Here is a 16,706-nt window from a genome sequence, read left to right as displayed (position 1 = left end):
AAATTCGTTTTCTCTTTCGCTTGGATGTCAAACTTATTTTCGCCTGCTGGCGGATAACAAGTTTTGGCGGCTATTGCAGTGAGGCTCACCTCTTACCATTCCGAACAGAGAAGTTAAGCTCACTTGCGCAGATGGTACTGGGGTAACTCCTGGGAGAGTATGTCGTCGCCAGTTTTCTAAAAGCCCCTTGTGTAAACGAGGGGCTTTTTTTTTGCCCTTTAGTTAGACTACGCTACCAGGGCTTTCTTTATAGGTGGGATTTAATTGTTTATTCCTTTCACCGCAATCGCCCGGGCAAGCAACGAGATGCGAGCATCCTTACGCGAATGCAGCTTGGTGTAAAGCGCTTCTCTCAACGCCTCTTTTTGGTGATCTGATAACGTAGCGACGAAACCGGGTGCAGGCCCCTGTTTGCTTAAAAAGGGATTCCAGTAATCCTCAAAATTTTCAAATACGGTATTCACGTCGAGATGAGCCGTACTTATTTCAGTCAACCCTGCTTCCCGGAAAGCGCCTTCCAACCGATCAGCGTGGCAGATGGGGAAACGGATGCCTTCATCCAGGTGGCATGCTTCCGGGTGAAGTTCACAGGCGATGTCCCAGAAGATTCGAAGAAAATCCATCCGGCCGGCATAGTCCCACACATAGGCGGCAATGGTGCCTCCCGGTTTCACTACCCGTTTCATTTCAGCAAGTGCTGCGGGCAGGTCAGGAAAAAAGTTCAGCGCGAGTCCGGACACCAGCACATCCACTGTGTTACTATCCACAGGAATAGCACCGGCATTGCCCACGGCAAAATCTGCTTTACCAGCCAGCCTTTCTTGTGTTTGCTGAAGAAAATCCTGCGATGGATCCGTGCAGATCAAACGGGCCGGTCGGCCATGCGCAAGGATGGTTTCGCTCAACGCACCGGTTCCGCAACCCAGGTCCAGCCAATTCAAGTCGGGAGAGGGCTTCAGCCAGTCCAGAAAAACGGGTGCCATGCGGCGGCTCCATCTTCCCATGAAATATTCATAGGGGTTGCTGCTGCTCCAGTTGTCGGTGGCTTGGTTCATGGGTAAAGTTTGTTTTACAAGAACCTCAACTATGCTTTCCGCACAAACTCCGATTTCAACGCCATCGAGCCGAAGCCATCCACCTTGCAATCGATGTTGTGGTCGCCGTCGGTGAGCCGGATGTTTTTCACTTTCGTGCCGGCCTTGATGGGTTTGGGTGCGCCTTTAACCGGCAGGTTTTTGATGATGATCACGCTGTCGCCATTCTGCAGTTCGTTGCCGTTGGCATCAAGTACTTTGGTTACATCGCCGTTCTGTGCTTCATCCGGATTCCATTCGTTGCTGCATTCCGGACAGGTATACATTGCGTCCCCGGATGCATAGCCATAAGGTGATTTGCACTGGGGACAGGTTTTCATTTCATCTGACATGGTGGATGTGTTTGGTTTTGGTTTTATTCAGAACAGAACTTCGTGGTATTCTTTCGAATGTACGCTTTTGGCAGGAAGGAGAAGTAATGAGGTTATGTGACTTTTATCACATGCGCCCATTTCTTGACTTTCATCAAGGAGATCCGCCAGCTTCCACCCATAGCTTTGCCGGAAGAAAAACGATAAAGATGAAAAGTACAATGAACCAAAAGCAATTATCCCGGCTAACGGGAATCGCCCTGGTCGTGATGGCCGTTGCAGCTGCGATGTCGATGGGAATGGTCTTCGCGCCGGTTTTTGAGATGACTCCGGACCAGTTTGCCCAACACTTGCCCCGGTTGAAGATGCCGCTCTTCTTCGGTATTTTGGGTTGGGTGGTTATTCTGATGTGCGACCTGTTTGTCAGCTGGGGGCTTTACGAACTGTATGCGGTAAAAGATGAGGGCAAGTCGAAAGCCATGGGGCTTTTCAGGTTGATATACTCGCTCATTCTCATGATGGGTATCGTACAGCTGATCCGGGCTGTGGCATTGCCATCAGGTGATGCAGACACAACCTATGATCTTATACAAAGCTTTCAATCCATCTGGCAGTTCGGGTTGATTGTTTTCGGTGTGCATCTCCTGTTGCTGGCAGGATTGGTGTGTGAGAAGAAAACCATCCTGCAGATCATTGGCATGCTCCTGTTTGTTGCGGGCATCGGATATGTTGTGAGCAACATGGCGGATTTGTTTATAGCCGACTACGAATCCATCCGTTCCCGCGTGGAGGCTGTTTTTGTTTTGCCAATGATATTGGGAGAACTCGGACTGGCGGTTTGGTTGCTGGTAAGGGGCGGCAGGGAAGTCAGTTTCCCGAAGAAACAATGCGTTTCCGGATCCTGCTGAGCGATTCGGGCGTCATGCCCAGGTAGCTGGCGATCTGATGCAACGGAACGCGGTTCAGGAGGTCCGGGCGTGTTTCCATGAAATGCAGGTATCGTTCCCTGGGCGAGGAAAGAATGAATTTGGAAAACTGGTCCTTGGCCTTGTTCAGATCGCTTTCAAGCATCTGTTTGGTGATGTCCAGTAAGGCTGGAAACTGTTCAAAATGCGCCTCCTGTAACTCCATGGTACCTGCGATCAGCAAACAATCTTCCATGCATTCCAGGTAGAACCCGGAAGGTGTTTGCTCCGTGTAATGGGTAGAAGAAACGGTGCCGTTGGCCTCGGTATAAAACTCCGTCGTACGTTCCGTGCCATCGATGAATTGGTATTGACGCACAAGGCCCTTCAATACATAGTAACATTCGCCCGGAACTTCTCCTGCTTTGATCAAGATGGTTCCTTTGCTAGGTGCGATCACGGGGATCATATCCGCCAGTTGAAGGACCTCCGCACGTTCAAGGCTTGGGAAGCTGGAGAGAAAGCTGATCAATTGTTGTTTTGCCGGCCGGTCTTTGTCCATCTCCTCTCCAAAATCAATTGATGATTTCTCCTTTGTTCTTTGCGAGTTTGTCGCGCCACTGCTGTATTTGTTCGGGCGTTTGTTTCACCCAGTCCGTTACCTCCCCAACGATTTTCAACGGTGTATCGGTGCGATAGGAGCGGGTGGGATTGCCCGGAAATTTTTTGTCGGTCACGTTCGGGTCGTTTTCAAATTCCCCTGTCGGTTCAACCACATACACGCGTTCACGTCCGTCTCCCTGGGCCAGTGCAGCTGCCAGTCCGGCCCCGTTCACCAGGGCGGAGAAATAGATATGGTTCATGATGATGTCGGGTTTGTAGTTGGAGCGGCCACCCGGTGTCAGCAAATCACCCACCTGCAGATCGGCTCGGGTGCCGTGGTAAAACGGACCTTTGTCGGACGGATGGTGTTGATGCCGTAGGGCCAGTTCCTTGTTCTTTTTCGCGTACTCCGCGTCGCCGAGGTCTTCATAACATCTGGCAACGTTTGCATATAGAGAAGGAAGTGCTGCCATCACACCCGGGTCGTTTATTTTCAGTGCGAGCTCCAGGGCGGTTTCCAGCCACTTCAATTGGTCGGACATGTTTTTCTGGTGCCGGGCCACGAAATGGGCGGCAAGGAATTTTTCAAAGTCATTGGTGGCTTCCTCCCAGGCCTGACCGAACAGTTGACCAGCTTCATCCGGTTTACCGTTTTCTTCCATGGCCATGCCCTGTAGGCAACGTTGAACAATGGGGTTGGAGGGGTTGAATTCCATGGGGGTATGAGGTTACATGCAAATCATTTGTTGGATAGCTCTTGAGAGAAACCGCCCAATAAAGCTAAGGATTTCCGGGCTGGCAGTTCAGTTGTGAGTGATTTTATTAGAACCTGAACAATGTTGCTTTCCTCAGCATCTATGCTTCGGTTTGTTCAGTGATCATATGATGTATTAATTTCCCATAATGGAGTCGGGAATGTATTCTCTTTCTCAAGTCATTTGAGGCAACTATCCTGGCCTCTTACCTTTTTTGTTTGATCTTTTGCATTTATAATTGATCCGTTTATCTTAGGGATGAAATGAAATGCGTAATTCCAGGTGAAAGATCAAAATCATTTGATACCTAAAGTCATGTCTAACCGGTGGTTCACCCTTAATAGGTTCATAAAACCGGTATTTTTAATGCTATTCCTATCGTTATTCGTTCAGGCATTTGCCCAAGACAACAACGCTAAAAATGTGAGAGTACCCAAATGGCTTATGGGAGTGACCTTGGCGCCCAACTCATATTATTTATCATATTCGCTCAGTAACAACCTTCAAAGCCGGCCAAGGATCGGATATACAACCGGCCTGAACATACACAATGTTAACTCCCGGTTCGGCTTGGACGTTGGAGTTTATTATTCACGCAATTCACGCTGCTTGTATATGTCACCAGTGGATTCGACCGTATTCAGGTTTTCATCTTTTGGTCTTACGCCCCTTATTTCAGAAGGTGCAACTGCAGTAAAACTTATAGATATATTTCATTGTTTCAGCTTACCGGTGAAGATCACTTATAGGTTAGGAGGGGATGAGGTCCGAATAACAGCCAGTGCAGGTCTTGTTCCTCAATTGCAGAAACTTGTCGCTAGTAAATCCCAAATACAATTCCAGCAGAAACCTACCGAAAAGAATCGCGGGAATAAATTAGGATATGCCAGTGATTTTGGGATGTCCGCTTTGGCAAGTCTCAATTGGATATACCAATTGAATGATCGTTTGCATCTGGGTGTTGAGCCAACCTTCAGCTATGGATTTGAGGATATTCTGAACCGACCTATTGTTGAACACCAAATACAGGTGGTATTGAATATGACATGTTACTTTATACTCAGGTAGCAATGCTTTTTCTAGTACCGGAAACCTTCACATCCTTCAGCACCAGCTGCAAGCTCGTCTTTCCGTTCCATTCGTTCTCATCCACCGTGTAGCACACATCCACCGGCACGCCCTGACGGAGCCAGTCGATCGCATCCCCCTGGCCGAAGCCGATGGCGGGGAAGCGAACGGTGGGGTGCAGCGCCTGATGCAGGTCGCACTTCAGGTGGGTTTGTTCCTTGCCCACACGTTTGGCATAGCCGCGATCCAGCACGTTCCGTGTGACGAACACCGGTGCCATGTTGCCCGGACCGAACGGTGCGAACTGTTCCAGGATCCCATACATCTTGGGTGTGATGTCAGGGAAGTCGATCTCGGCATCCACCTCGATCTGTGGTATCAGCAAAGTTAGGTCTATGCGGCTGCTGACCACTTCCTCGAACCGGGCGGTGAACGCTTCCACGTTTTCCAGTTTCAGGGTGAGCCCTGCCGCATACATATGTCCGCCGAATTGCTCCAGCAGATCGCTGCATGCCTCGATGGCCTCATACACATCAAAGCCTTTCACAGACCGCGCTGATCCGGTAGCCTTGCCATTGGATTCAGTCAGCAGGATGGTGGGCCTGTAATACGTTTCGATCAGTCGCGAAGCCACGATGCCGATCACGCCTTTGTGCCATTCGGGGTTGAACAGCACGGTGGTTTTTCGTTGGATCAGGTTGGCTTCCCTGCTGATCATGTCCAGCGCTTCGCGGGTCATCGCCCTGTCCACCTGCACACGTTCGGTGTTGTGTGTGTGGATACGCGTGCCCGGTTCCATGGCGGCCTGAATGTCTTCCGTGATCAGGAGTTCCACCGCCTTACGTCCGCTTTCCATCCGTCCGGCGGCATTGATGCGTGGTGCGATCACGAACACCACCTCATTCACGGTGATGGTTTTGTTGAGTTGGTTCAGTTCCAGCAGGGCGCGTATGCCGGGGCGTGTGGATGCGTTGAGGAGTTTCAGTCCGAAATGGCACAGCACGCGGTTTTCTCCGGTCACGGGTACAATGTCTGCACAGATAGAGATGGCAGCCAGGTCCAGCAGCGACTCCCACCTGGCTGCGGGTATGTCTAGCTGGCTGCTTAGGGCCTGCATCAGTTTGAGTCCGACCCCGCATCCCGACAGTTCCTTGTAGGGGTAGTTGCAGTCGGGGCGTTTCGGATCCAGCACGGCCACGGCGTCGGGCCATGTGTCGCCCGGACGGTGGTGGTCGCAGATGATGAAGTCGACGCCGAGTGATGTGGCGAGCTTTACTTTTTCAATCGCCTTGATGCCGCAATCGAGTGCGATGATAAGGTTGAAGTTGTGCTCCGCCGCCCAACGCACCCCTTGTTCGGAGATGCCGTATCCTTCGGTGTACCGGTCGGGGATGTAGTAGTCGATATGCGGGTGGAAATCTTTCAGGAAACTGTACACCAGCGCCACCGATGTGGTGCCGTCCACATCATAATCGCCGTAGATCAAAATCTTTTCTTCCTTCTCAATGGCCTGCACCAGCCGGTTCGTTGCGGCTTGCATACCGGCCATGAGAAACGGATCGTGCAGGTGTTCGAGGGAAGGGCGGAAAAATTCCCTGGCATCTTCAAAGGTGGTGATGCCGCGCTGGACGAGCAGGCCGGACAAGAGCGGACTGATGTTCAGCTCCTGCGACAATCGTTGTTGAGTGCCTTGATCGGCGGCTTCTTTGAATACCCATCGCATTTCCATCTGCCTAAATTACCAAAAACAAAGCGGTGTGCAGGCGAATGTGATGAAGGAAATCACATGCGTAAGATGCAGCAATGATTTTCCCGGAAGCGGTCTCACATCAAGGTCAGCACTTCCTTCAGCGTTTCCGTGAAATAGAACACATCCCCGAAGCTGTTGTACAACGGCACCGGCGAGATGCGGATCACGTCAGGTTCGCGCCAGTCGCCCAGGATGCCCTTTTCTTCCAGCGCATAAAACAACTTCTTGCCCGGGCCTTTCACGCGGATCGACAACTGGCAGCCGCGTTGCGCGGGGTCTTTCGGGGTGATCACCTGCACCCGTTCATCCGGGATCTGTTCCAGCAGGTACTCTAGGTAGCCGGTAAGCCGGAGGGATTTTTCGCGAAGTGCCGGCAGCGTGGCTCGGTCGAAAATCTCCAGGGAGGCCTTCAGACTGGCCAGCAGCATGATGGGCAGGTTGCCCGTTTGCCAGCCGTCGGCGCCAGCCTCAGGAACGAAGTCGGGACCCATCAGGAAACGGGTGGCCTTTTCATGCCCCCACCAGCCTTCGAAGCGGGGGATGTCGGTGCGTTTGCTGTAGCGTTCATGCACGTAGCATGCGCTGATGCCGCCCGGTCCGGAGTTCAGGTACTTGTAGGTACACCATGCGGCGAAGTCCACATCCCATGCATGCAGGTTGAGGGGCACATTGCCGGCGGCGTGGGCCAGATCGAGCCCCACCACACAGCCCGCCTCGTGGCCTTTGCGGGTGATGGCCTCCATGTCGAACACCTGTCCGGTGTAATAGTTGATGCCGCCCAGCAGGATGAGTGCGATCTCGTCTTTGTGGTCGTCGATGCATTGGAGGATGTCTTCGGTTTTGAGGATGTCACCCGCAGTTCGTTTCAGTTCGATCAGTCCTTCCTTGTCATCGAATCCGTGAAAGCGCAGTTGCGACTTCACCGCATACTGGTCGGAGGGGAAGGCGCCTTCCTCGATCATGATCTTGTAACGCTGTTTTGTGGGGCGGTAGAAAGATACCATCAGCAGGTGCAGGTTCACGGTGAGCGTGTTCATCACGGTCACCTCGGAAGGTTGGGCGCCCACGATGCGGGCGAGGGGTGCGGCCATTTGTTCGTGGTAGGTCATCCAGGGGTTGTCGCCGCGGAAGTGCCCGTCGACCGCGAGTGTCTTCCAGCTGTTCAGCACTTCATGGATGTGGGCTTCGGCGGTTTTGGGTTGCAGGCCGAGTGAATTCCCGCAGAAGTAGGCGATGTGTGTTCCGTTTTTGGTAGGAATGTAAAATTGGTCGCGGAAAGCACGCAGCGGATCGGTCGCGTCCATTTCGGCGGCGAAGTCTTTCGTGGGTTGGTAGGTTTCGGTCAGGTGCATGTATGAATGGATTTTTCTTTAGGCAAAGGAGGAGGTTTGTTGTCAAATCGGCACTACACGTCCCTTCGTTGGTGGGAGAAGGGGATGGACAAATATAGCGGAAACGGCAAACAAAAAGCGTGGCAGGAACCAAACCGTATCCTGCCACGCTCGTAACTGTCACCAGGCAATGGCGATGTTCAACGGAGGCGTCTCTACACCTTCACCGCCGTGTTCATGATTTCTTCCCGCTATACTTCAAGCTTAGCGATATAGGTAAAAGGCATAAGCAACTCAATGAGGATATCAGATTGAGTGATGTGATAACGAGATTGGGCCACACAACAATTAAGAAGCCGGGCCTCCGATCGGAGGCCCGGCTTCTAATGACAAGTTCTTACAAACCAGTTAAAGCAACATGATTTTCTTCTGAATCACAGCGTCCTTGTTTTGAATACGAAGAAAGTATAGACCTTTTGGAAGAGCAGATAGGTCAACACTGGTTTCGTTTTGTTCAGCCACATCTATGAGATAAACCACTTTGCCGGTTGCATCGATTACTTCTAGGGAAGAACCGGCCAGAATATCGCCGCGAAGGATAGTTATTCCGTTCGTTGGGTTGGGATATACCTGCACTTGGTTCTTATCAGATTCAAATGATTCACCGGATGTTTTTCCAATTGCACTGACCGCGCGACCCGGTACCTGTGCGCAACCAATCGGACTTTGTGTGATGGACACGTATACGCCATCGTATCCGAATCCAAAGATGTCAGCTTCGCCATCACCATTAAAGTCTCCCAATTCCCTTAACAGACGGGAGTCCCCCCATCCTTGGTCGGTACCAAAGCCTTTGATGGCCAGTTCATCACCGTTGAAACTGGAGCCTGTGGATCTGGAAACATGAACGCCACAATAGTAGAAAGCAACGATGGAGGCTTTTTTACACCCGTCCACATCGGCCACAAATCTTGGTTTTTCAGGAGCGCCCCACCCGTTGTTTACATCAAAACCGGACCTCCATTTGTATGCCGGACCGAAGTAGGAGCCTTTGGAAAGTGAAACGTATACGCCGTCGTATCCGAAGCCGATAATATCAGCTTTGCCGTCCGCATTTACATCTGCCATTCTTCGGGTAAGCCTGGAATCACCCCATCCGTTGTTCACGTCGAAACCAGACAACCATTTGGATGCCGGACCGAAAGATGATCCATTGGATAGCGACACATATACGCCATCGTATGCAAACCCGACGATATCGCCTTTTTTATCACCGTTCACATCAACAATGAACCTGGGCAGTCGGCTGTCACCCCATCCGTTGTTCACATCGAATCCAGACAACCATTTGGATGCCGGACCGAAAGATGATCCGCTGGAGAGTGACACGTATACGCCATCGTATCCGAAGCCAACGATATCGGCCTTTCTATCACCGTTTACGTCGGCTACCAATCTCAGCAAACGTTCATCACCCCATCCATTGTTTACATCAAAGCCTGTTACCCATTTGGCAGTGGATCCAAAGGTGCTACCATTGGATTTGGAAACGTATACACCGTCATAACCAAACCCGATGATATCCGCTTTTCCGTCTGCGTTAACATCTGCTACCCGGCGTTCCAATCTCGCGTCACCCCATCCATTGTTCACATCAAAGCCATTCATCTTTTTGATGGCAGGTCCGAAAAGGTTGCTGCTTGCCCAGCAATTTTCATCTACTGTAACATAGTAGTTGGCAGTGTTATCACACATTGAAACACCATTAGCGGTTATGAGAATAAATCCGGAATTGGCATTCAGACCTGCAGTAGCATTAATGGAATTGGTCGTGCTGGATCCGGTCCAACCACTTGGAAGATGCCATGTATAAGAAGTTGCTCCGGGGACAGCCTGAATGGAATACGTGTATGTTCCGGGGTTAGGTGGACTCGGATTCCCGCTCCATGAATCAAGTTTGAATGCCAGTTTGGTTGCAATGCTATAACTCACCGAACCTAGGGGTATGATATTCACCTGGCCTTTTACAACTTCTTTGTAAGAATAGTAACAGATGAGCGTTCCAGAACCATATTGCCCGAATTTTACGTCAACTTTATTGGTTGTTGTGGTTGTCGTCTGGGAAGGGGTGGTTTTTGAGCCGAAATAGCCATTGGAAGGAGCGTGCCACTCAAAGTAGTTGGCTGTGTACCCCAACCCGCTGGCTCCATTGCAAGTGTAATTGATGTTGAGATCAAATTCACTAACACACGCGGGTCCTGAAATGCTGGCAGCATTTGCTACAATCGTTCCGGTTGTCATTAGAACGATCAGAAATGATTTAACTTTTCTCATAATGGTCTGTTTTGGTTTGGTACTATTTGTTTCTGGTGTAGTAAGCATCCAAAACACTTCATTGTGATGCGCGTCGACGATAGCTTGAATGTCAATACCACGAAACAAATGTACTCTTTGAATACAGACAAGGCTGACGAATTAATATTCATCAGCAATAAATGTATAAGCGAATGACTTTGATAAATTTTCGCAAATAACATGCGGGCCAGAAATAAAAAACACCTGTCATATAGACAGGTGTTTTTTATTTCTGATTCGAGGCTCTACACCTTCACCGCCGAATTCATGATCTCTTCCTGCTTGCGGATGGATTCCTTGTGGATCATCTGGTACAGCTGCTTGGTGAAGTCGGTGCTGAGGCCCAGGGCCTGACCGATCTCCAGGCGTTTGTTCATGATCTCTTCCCACCGGTTCAGCTGCAGGATCGTCACTTCATTGTCACGTTTGTATTCGCCGATCTTCTCGGCCACCTTCATGCGGGTGGAGAGCACCTGCAACAGGTCGTCGTCGAGTTTGTCGATCTCGGCGCGGAGCTGATCCAGCTTGCTCTTGAACTCCAGGTTCTCGGCAGAGGAGCGGCGCACGGTGATGGATGACAACAGCTTGCCGAGGTCTTCGGGCGTCACCTGTTGTTCGGCATCGCTCTTGGCCACTTTCGGCTGGATGTGCGTTTCAATCATCAGTCCGGTCATGTCCAGGTCCATCGCTTTCTGGCACACGTACGGAAGCAGTTCGCGGCTGCCGGCGATGTGGCTCGGGTCGCAGATCATCGGCAGGTTGGGCAGCATGCGGCGCATTTCAATGGCCAGCTCCCACTTGGGGATGTTTCGGAACGGCGTTTTTTCGAACGGGGAGAAGCCGCGGTGAATAGCAGCCAGTTTGGTGATACCGGCTCCCTGTACACGTTCCAGTGCGCCCAGCCATAATTGCAGGTCGGGGTTGATGGGGTTCTTCACCATCACGGGGATGTCCACACCTTTCAGGGCGTTGGCGATCTCCTGCACCGAGAATGGGTTCACGGTGGTGCGGGCGCCGATCCAGAGGATGTCGATGCCGTATTTCAGGCAGAGTTCCACGTGTTCGGCGTTGGCCACTTCGGTGGTGAGGAGCATGCCGGTTTCTTCCTTCACTGCTTTCATCCATTTCAGTCCTTCTTCACCCACACCTTCGAATGAGTTGGGGCGGGTGCGGGGTTTCCAGATGCCGGCGCGGAATACCTTCACTTTTTCGAGGCGGGCGATGCCCCTGGCGGTGGTGAGGACCTGGTCGGCAGACTCTGCGCTGCAGGGGCCTGCGATGATGACGGGTTTGCCGCTAACCGGCAACCAGTTCTCAATAGGTTGAATGTTCAAATCTGGCTTCATCAGTGGTTGTATTTAAAAGTTGTTCAAGATTTCCTTTTTTGTATTCGCCGAGCACGGAAAGGTGACTGGCATGTTTCAGCACCAGGTGCATGGCGGCTTCGTAATTGCTGTAGTCGCTCCACTCCACATCCACATGGAAGGTGTATTCGTTCGGATGACCGATCACGGGTACGGACTGGATTTTGGTGAGGTTGATGTGGTGATCCCGGAAAACGTCGAGGATGCTGGCGAGGCTGCCCACCTGGTGACCGAGGCGCAGGCTGATGGTGGCCTTGTTATGGTCGGGGTGGTTGTCGGCCATGGTCGACAGGATCATGAAGCGGGTGTAATTCTTCTTGTTGGATTCGATGCTGCGTTCGAGCACTTGCAGTCCGTATCGTTCGGCTGCATACGCACCGGCGATGGCGGCCGCCTTGCGGTTGCCCTGTTCGGCGATGACTTTGGCACATTCAGCCGTATCATTGCGCTCGAGCAGTTTCCAGTTGGGATGCTGGGCCAGGTACTCGGTACACTGGCGCAGGGCGATGGGGTGAGATAACACCTCTTCGATGTCTTCCATTTTCACCCCCGGCAACACCAGCAGGTTTTGCTGGATGGGCAGGTACACTTCACCGATGATCTTCAGGTGATGGTCCTGAAGCAGGCGGTAGTTGGTCAGCAAGCTGCCCGAGAGGGAGTTTTCGATGGCCATCACACTGTAGTCCACATCGCCGGTCGCCAGCTTTTCGCACAGCAGGCCGAAAGATGCGCAGGGAATGGTTTCGATGTTCTCTCCGAAATACTGGTGGGCCACCAGGTCGTGGAATGAGGCTTCTATGCCCTGGATTCCGATTTTGAGTTTACGCATATAATTAAAAAAAAAGGCCCCGATTTTTTCGGGGCCTGTAGGTTTCTGTTTTTCACAACAACAACTTTCAGATCCCCCGTTGGGAACCAAAATAAAAATAGAAGTAAAAGGTGTTGTTTGCTTTCATTGCGCTTTAATCACGGTACAAAGGAACAAAGCATTTTTTTTAATTCCAAATAAAGTATCAATTCTTAACGATTTGGAAATGCAATTCCGAATATAATTTGTCCTGATACACGTCCGGCATCTTCCTGTCAAAGTTCACGTGCATCCTTCCGAATAAATGGCGGTGAATCATTCCGACCAACGCCAGGTTTTGGCCACAATCATTTCCTCTTTCAGCCCCTGTGCGATCAGAAAATCGCGTGTTTCATCGGATGTCAGCCTCTTTGCCGGAAGGGTTTTCGCATCGGCCAGGGCATACAGCAACATGGCGGTGAACCGGGCGCCGTTGTCCATATCGCTTTTAGTGACCAGGTTGAAATCGTCTTTGTTGGAATGGTAGTATTTGTAGATTTCCGGATCCATGTTGTTCACAACGCCCAATGTCGGGATGCCTTCCATCATGAACGGGGCATGGTCGCTGTGGAGTCCCAGGCCATCCTTGTTTTCATCGGCAAAGGAGGAATCCACCCCTGTGATGATGGCTCCGATGCTGTCCACAAATGCCTTCATCTCTTCTCGTCCCCCCCAGGTGAATCCTTTGGGGTTGCCCGCCATGTCCAGGTTCACCATGCATTTGACCTGATCGAGGGTGCCGTCTTTCTTCATTTGTGCAATGAGTGCGTTGGAGCCCAATAACCCCTGCTCTTCGCCCATGAACATCACGAATTTGACGGTACGGGCCGGATGGAGGTTGGCGGATTTGAACAGGCGTGCGATGTCGAGCACGGTGAATGAACCGATGCCATTATCGATGGCACCTGTAGCGAGATCCCAGGAATCCAGGTGGCCACCGATCAGCACCACCTCATCGGGTTTTTCCGATCCTTTCACGGTGGCAATCACGTTGCGGGCCTTGATCATCTGGCTGGTGTTATTCATGCGGATGTGTGCCGATGAGAGGATGCCTTTGTCGAACAATTCCTTCAGCTTCTGTCCGTCTTCCCATGCGATGTTCACTGCCGGTATTGGGTTGAGGGAACCGGTAACCGAGGCCGTGCCGGTGAGCAGGATATGCCCGGGTACACGGTTGTAAAGGATGATGCCGGCTGCACCGTATTCAATGGCCAGTGCGGTTTTTTCCGAACGGTGAAGGTTCTTTGCCGACGAGTCGGCAGGTTCAAGGCCGATGTTGGCCAGAACGATTTTCCCCTTCACTTCGGCAGCATGATTTTCAAAATCTTTTCTCAGGCCGCTGCCCAGGAAAATCAGGGGTGCTTCCACATCCGAATGAACAGGTGAGTGAGCCAGTGAAACCACTTCCGGCTGCCAGGTAGAGTCGGAGGTTTGGATGTGGAGGTTTATGTCTTTGCGGGCCCAGGCTTCCACTTCAAACGGCATGAATGCCACATCTTCAAAGCCGTTTTTTTTCAGGAAGTCGAACGCGAAAGTTTCAGCGTGGCTGCCGTTCTCGCTGCCGGTCAGCCGGTGGCCGATGACGGAGGTGGCTTCTTTCAGCGCCTCGTAGCCTTGCGCATGGGAGGCTTCATCTGCATTGATATTTTGGAATACTTCCGCCAGTGATGGCTTGGGTTTGTCGGATTGGCAACCGAATAACAGCACGGCCGGCAAGCCGAGCACGAGGATTTTTTTCATAAAGACAAGGTAAATAGGGGCGGGACTAAGGTAACAAATTAGCCGGGTTCATTGCGACTTATTTCTCCACCATGTGAATCAGGTCTTCCACCCGTGAAATCATCTTCCTGAAAAACATACTTCGTTCACGTTCTCCCACCTGGCTTACCTGTGATGAACGTTTCAGCATGTTGTCGAGCATGTACTTGGTGCGGGAGCAAAAGCCTGGGTTGGTGGTACAGAGGTAGTTCATCACGTTGTGGCTCAGGTATACAAACTCACGCTTTCCGGCATGAACATAGATGGTGTTGTCAGGTAAAACAAGGTCGTTGATGTACAATTTGTAGTCTCCTTCCACCCCTCCTGCATTTCCACCGCACGGATATTGGAAACCGTGTTCTGCTTCGGATGCCACGTGTTCGAGCAGCACGATCAGTTTTCGGCAAAGGAAGCCGGCATCGGAAGGATCGGCGAACAGTCCCATCTGCCAGTAATAGCGGATTTGGCCCACAATGCTCACGATCGTTTCCTCGCTCCATATTTCAATGGTGGGGATCTTGGTGGCGAGTTCAAGGATGCGGTTCCCGATTTTGGCGAGTTCATCATCCGTTTCATCCAATCGGAACTTTGCGTGTTCCAGTGAAGCGAACCCCGCGATGGTTTTCATCCAGAAAAAAGTCTTGAAAGCCGCTACTTCCGGAATGTGAAAGAGCTGCATCAGCGGAAGGTCTTTGCTCACATAAATCACCCTGCCGTCATCCTGGCTCCTGATTTTTTCAAGATCTGTGATGATGTTTTGCAGGTACATCCGGATATCCATCCGGTGCTCATCCAGCGAAACATTGTGAAACAAAACCCCGCCTGATTGTATACCGGTTAAGGTATCGAACGACAATTGGAAATGGCGGCAAACCAGGCTGAGTTCATCAATGGAGAATGCCTTTTCACACCGTATTCTCCGATAGGCACTGTCGCTGCTGATCCCAAGCAGGTCGGTGAATACATCCACAAGAGATTGTCCCGGGGGCAGTGTCTCCTTGATGCTGTTGATCAGTGTTTGTTGAAGAGGATGTGCAGCTTCCATATGAATCACGGTTTACATCTTCACATCGTGTACCCGACGCCATGAAGATACAGAATGAAGGTGTGTGTGTTGCAAAAAATGCATCATTTCGATGCGATGATCATGGTACGTACACCTATGTTGCAAAAAATGCAAATGTCAAAGAAATAGACGCGACATCTCTTTTCAATCCCTGTGCGCTCACATCTACTTTTAGCATACCGTACCAATACGAAAAGCCATGAAAAAGCAAATGTGTCTGATTGTATGTGCCTTCACCTTTACAATGGGGTGGGGCCAGGAGCAAAGGAACGCCATCAAGACCAGTTTCCTGTCGCCGTTATTCGGTAGCCTGAGTTTTGGGCATGAGCATGTTCTTAGCAGCAATGTAGGGTTTGAGGGAAGGCTCGGTTTGATTGGCATAGGTACCCCGGCTTTTACAAATAATACATCCGGGGTATACCTGAAAGTGGGTACTAAATTCTATTTGGAGAAGAACCGTGAGGATTTGATGGATGGCGCATACATCAAACCCGAAGCAAACATCAGCATGGTGTATGGGAAGACCGGTTTTTTTGACACGGGTGCGGCCCGTCGCCAGTATGCCCTTGCATTTTTGATTAATTTCGGCAAGCAGCATGTTGTAGCTCATGCATTCACCATCGACTATTACATGGGCTTTGGTTATGCCATATCTGAATCCGGGTATTGGTACAGCCATATGGCGTTGGGGCGTGAGTTCCCTTTGGCGTTGTCCATGGGGATGACCATCGGAGTGCCATTTTGATAAATAGATAAGGCCGAATGAACCTTTGCATATGACAGGTATCGAATTCAGACAACCGATGACGATGATCATCGTTTTCATCGTATCCTATGCGTTGTACTACCGGTTGTCGAATTCCAAAGCCATTCGGTTGCTGCTCAGTGGCAAATTCAATGTAGAAAAAGCTTCTGTGATGTGGGTGCAGTTTCAACACATCACCGGGATGGTTTTGCTGGGTGCATTGCCGGTGGCTTTTGTGCTGGGGTACCTTTCCCGGGACCCGGCTGAGTTCGGCCTGGTTCCGGTATGGAACAGGACATCCTTGTGGTGGATGCTGGGGTTGTTGGGGGTAATCATTCCAATGAACGCTGGAATGGCCAGGAAGCCGGCCAACCTTGCCAACTATCCACAGATGCGTGTAAAACAGTGGTCAGCGTGGTTGGTGTTTACCAGTGCGTTCGGTTGGCTGGGATACCTGCTGGCTTATGAGACGCTTTTTCGCGGATTGCTGCTTTTTGAATGTGACCGCACCCTGGGTATGTTTCCTGCCATGGTGATCAACATCGGTTTTTATGTGCTGGTGCACGTGCCCAAAGGTTGGAAAGAAGCCCTTGGTGCCCTGCCTTTCGGGGTGGTGTTGTGTTGGGTTACGCTAACTGTCGGGCATGTCTGGGTGGCCTTTACAGCCCATGCTGCGCTGGCGTTGACCAACGAATGGTTTGCGCTTGCTGCACAACCGGATATGCGGGTAAGGTTCGGGAAGAACCGATGAGCG

15 protein-coding genes and 1 rRNA gene are annotated in these 16,706 nt (G+C 51.1%); 5 read left to right on the top strand and 11 right to left on the bottom strand.

Annotation, left to right across the window (positions count from 1 at the left end; genetic code table 11):
- The first annotated feature begins 62 nt into the window (after positions 1-62).
- Positions 63-174, top strand: a 5S ribosomal RNA gene (gene rrf, locus H6585_13545).
- Positions 175-260: 86 nt separating this feature from the next.
- Here the strand turns inward: rrf and H6585_13540 are convergent.
- On the bottom strand, positions 261-1,055 hold the full coding sequence (locus H6585_13540) for a class I SAM-dependent methyltransferase (GenBank protein MCB9449356.1): 795 nt from the start codon (positions 1,053-1,055) through the stop codon (positions 261-263).
- Positions 1,056-1,084: 29 nt separating this feature from the next.
- Positions 1,085-1,426, bottom strand: a complete 342-nt coding sequence (locus tag H6585_13535) for an alkylphosphonate utilization protein (protein MCB9449355.1) — start codon at positions 1,424-1,426, stop codon at positions 1,085-1,087.
- A gap of 188 nt (positions 1,427-1,614) precedes the next feature.
- Between H6585_13535 and H6585_13530 the strand changes: the two genes are divergently transcribed.
- Positions 1,615-2,313 carry a DUF4386 domain-containing protein gene (locus tag H6585_13530; protein ID MCB9449354.1) on the top strand — a complete coding sequence of 233 codons (699 nt, stop codon included), beginning with the start codon at positions 1,615-1,617 and terminating at the stop codon, positions 2,311-2,313.
- Here the strand turns inward: H6585_13530 and H6585_13525 are convergent.
- Positions 2,273-2,872 carry a Crp/Fnr family transcriptional regulator gene (locus H6585_13525; GenBank protein ID MCB9449353.1) on the bottom strand — a complete coding sequence of 200 codons (600 nt, stop codon included), beginning with the start codon at positions 2,870-2,872 and terminating at the stop codon, positions 2,273-2,275. The genes H6585_13530 and H6585_13525 overlap by 41 nt on opposite strands.
- Before the next feature lie 13 nt (positions 2,873-2,885).
- Positions 2,886-3,629 (bottom strand): NAD(+)--rifampin ADP-ribosyltransferase, encoded by a 744-nt coding sequence (arr, locus tag H6585_13520; GenBank protein MCB9449352.1) that lies wholly within the window; start codon positions 3,627-3,629, stop codon positions 2,886-2,888.
- A 354-nt stretch (positions 3,630-3,983) separates the two neighbouring features.
- On the opposite strand from arr, the gene H6585_13515 reads away from it, so the two are divergent.
- Complete coding sequence (locus tag H6585_13515) at positions 3,984-4,736, top strand: outer membrane beta-barrel protein (protein MCB9449351.1); 753 nt, start codon at positions 3,984-3,986, stop codon at positions 4,734-4,736.
- Here H6585_13515 and recJ read toward each other — a convergent pair.
- The 7 genes from recJ to H6585_13480 form a co-directional block, all read right to left on the bottom strand.
- Positions 4,729-6,465 (bottom strand): single-stranded-DNA-specific exonuclease RecJ, encoded by a 1,737-nt coding sequence (gene recJ / locus H6585_13510; protein MCB9449350.1) that lies wholly within the window; start codon positions 6,463-6,465, stop codon positions 4,729-4,731. The two genes, H6585_13515 and recJ, sit on opposite strands and share 8 nt — an antisense overlap.
- Before the next feature lie 95 nt (positions 6,466-6,560).
- A complete protein-coding gene (gene kynU, locus H6585_13505; GenBank protein MCB9449349.1) occupies positions 6,561-7,838 on the bottom strand; it encodes a kynureninase in 1,278 nt (425 codons plus the stop codon).
- Between the two features lie 387 nt (positions 7,839-8,225).
- Complete coding sequence (locus H6585_13500; GenBank protein MCB9449348.1) at positions 8,226-10,151, bottom strand: T9SS type A sorting domain-containing protein; 1,926 nt, start codon at positions 10,149-10,151, stop codon at positions 8,226-8,228.
- A gap of 266 nt (positions 10,152-10,417) precedes the next feature.
- On the bottom strand, positions 10,418-11,518 hold the full coding sequence (locus H6585_13495) for a bifunctional 3-deoxy-7-phosphoheptulonate synthase/chorismate mutase type II (protein ID MCB9449347.1): 1,101 nt from the start codon (positions 11,516-11,518) through the stop codon (positions 10,418-10,420).
- The gene (locus H6585_13490) at positions 11,487-12,365 is read right to left on the bottom strand and encodes a prephenate dehydratase (protein ID MCB9449346.1); all 879 of its coding nucleotides are present in this window, start codon (positions 12,363-12,365) and stop codon (positions 11,487-11,489) included. Before H6585_13490 ends, H6585_13495 begins: the two co-directional genes overlap by 32 nt.
- Positions 12,366-12,659: 294 nt before the next feature.
- Entirely contained in the window at positions 12,660-14,123 is a 1,464-nt protein-coding gene (locus tag H6585_13485) for a M28 family peptidase (protein ID MCB9449345.1), read from the bottom strand.
- Between the two features lie 58 nt (positions 14,124-14,181).
- A complete protein-coding gene (locus tag H6585_13480) occupies positions 14,182-15,186 on the bottom strand; it encodes a hypothetical protein (GenBank protein ID MCB9449344.1) in 1,005 nt (334 codons plus the stop codon).
- Positions 15,187-15,406: 220 nt separating this feature from the next.
- On the opposite strand from H6585_13480, the gene H6585_13475 reads away from it, so the two are divergent.
- The gene (locus H6585_13475; GenBank protein MCB9449343.1) at positions 15,407-15,952 is read left to right on the top strand and encodes a DUF3575 domain-containing protein; all 546 of its coding nucleotides are present in this window, start codon (positions 15,407-15,409) and stop codon (positions 15,950-15,952) included.
- Between the two features lie 31 nt (positions 15,953-15,983).
- On the top strand, positions 15,984-16,703 hold the full coding sequence (locus H6585_13470) for a CPBP family intramembrane metalloprotease (GenBank protein MCB9449342.1): 720 nt from the start codon (positions 15,984-15,986) through the stop codon (positions 16,701-16,703).
- Positions 16,704-16,706: the final 3 nt, after the last annotated feature.

This window comes from Flavobacteriales bacterium (genome assembly GCA_020635855.1).
In the GTDB taxonomy this organism is placed as follows: Bacteria; Bacteroidota; Bacteroidia; order JACJYZ01; family JACJYZ01; genus JACJYZ01.
Note: the sequence above shows the minus strand (reverse complement) of the source record. Positions and strands in the feature narration are given on the sequence as shown.

Excerpts from the sequence above, each read along its gene's own strand:
- H6585_13495 (MCB9449347.1), bottom strand. The coding sequence starts at position 11,518 with ATGAAGCCAGATTTGAACATTCAACCTATTGAGAACTGGTTGCCGGTT.
- H6585_13535 (MCB9449355.1), bottom strand. The coding sequence starts at position 1,426 with ATGTCAGATGAAATGAAAACCTGTCCCCAGTGCAAATCACCTTATGGC.
- H6585_13485 (MCB9449345.1), bottom strand. The coding sequence starts at position 14,123 with ATGAAAAAAATCCTCGTGCTCGGCTTGCCGGCCGTGCTGTTATTCGGT.
- H6585_13490 (MCB9449346.1), bottom strand. The coding sequence starts at position 12,365 with ATGCGTAAACTCAAAATCGGAATCCAGGGCATAGAAGCCTCATTCCAC.
- H6585_13540 (MCB9449356.1), bottom strand. The coding sequence starts at position 1,055 with ATGAACCAAGCCACCGACAACTGGAGCAGCAGCAACCCCTATGAATAT.
- H6585_13480 (MCB9449344.1), bottom strand. The coding sequence starts at position 15,186 with ATGGAAGCTGCACATCCTCTTCAACAAACACTGATCAACAGCATCAAG.
- H6585_13530 (MCB9449354.1), top strand. The coding sequence starts at position 1,615 with ATGAAAAGTACAATGAACCAAAAGCAATTATCCCGGCTAACGGGAATC.
- H6585_13470 (MCB9449342.1), top strand. The coding sequence starts at position 15,984 with ATGACAGGTATCGAATTCAGACAACCGATGACGATGATCATCGTTTTC.
- H6585_13500 (MCB9449348.1), bottom strand. The coding sequence starts at position 10,151 with ATGAGAAAAGTTAAATCATTTCTGATCGTTCTAATGACAACCGGAACG.
- arr (MCB9449352.1), bottom strand. The coding sequence starts at position 3,629 with ATGGAATTCAACCCCTCCAACCCCATTGTTCAACGTTGCCTACAGGGC.
- H6585_13525 (MCB9449353.1), bottom strand. The coding sequence starts at position 2,872 with ATGGACAAAGACCGGCCGGCAAAACAACAATTGATCAGCTTTCTCTCC.
- H6585_13475 (MCB9449343.1), top strand. The coding sequence starts at position 15,407 with ATGAAAAAGCAAATGTGTCTGATTGTATGTGCCTTCACCTTTACAATG.
- recJ (MCB9449350.1), bottom strand. The coding sequence starts at position 6,465 with ATGGAAATGCGATGGGTATTCAAAGAAGCCGCCGATCAAGGCACTCAA.
- H6585_13515 (MCB9449351.1), top strand. The coding sequence starts at position 3,984 with ATGTCTAACCGGTGGTTCACCCTTAATAGGTTCATAAAACCGGTATTT.
- kynU (MCB9449349.1), bottom strand. The coding sequence starts at position 7,838 with ATGCACCTGACCGAAACCTACCAACCCACGAAAGACTTCGCCGCCGAA.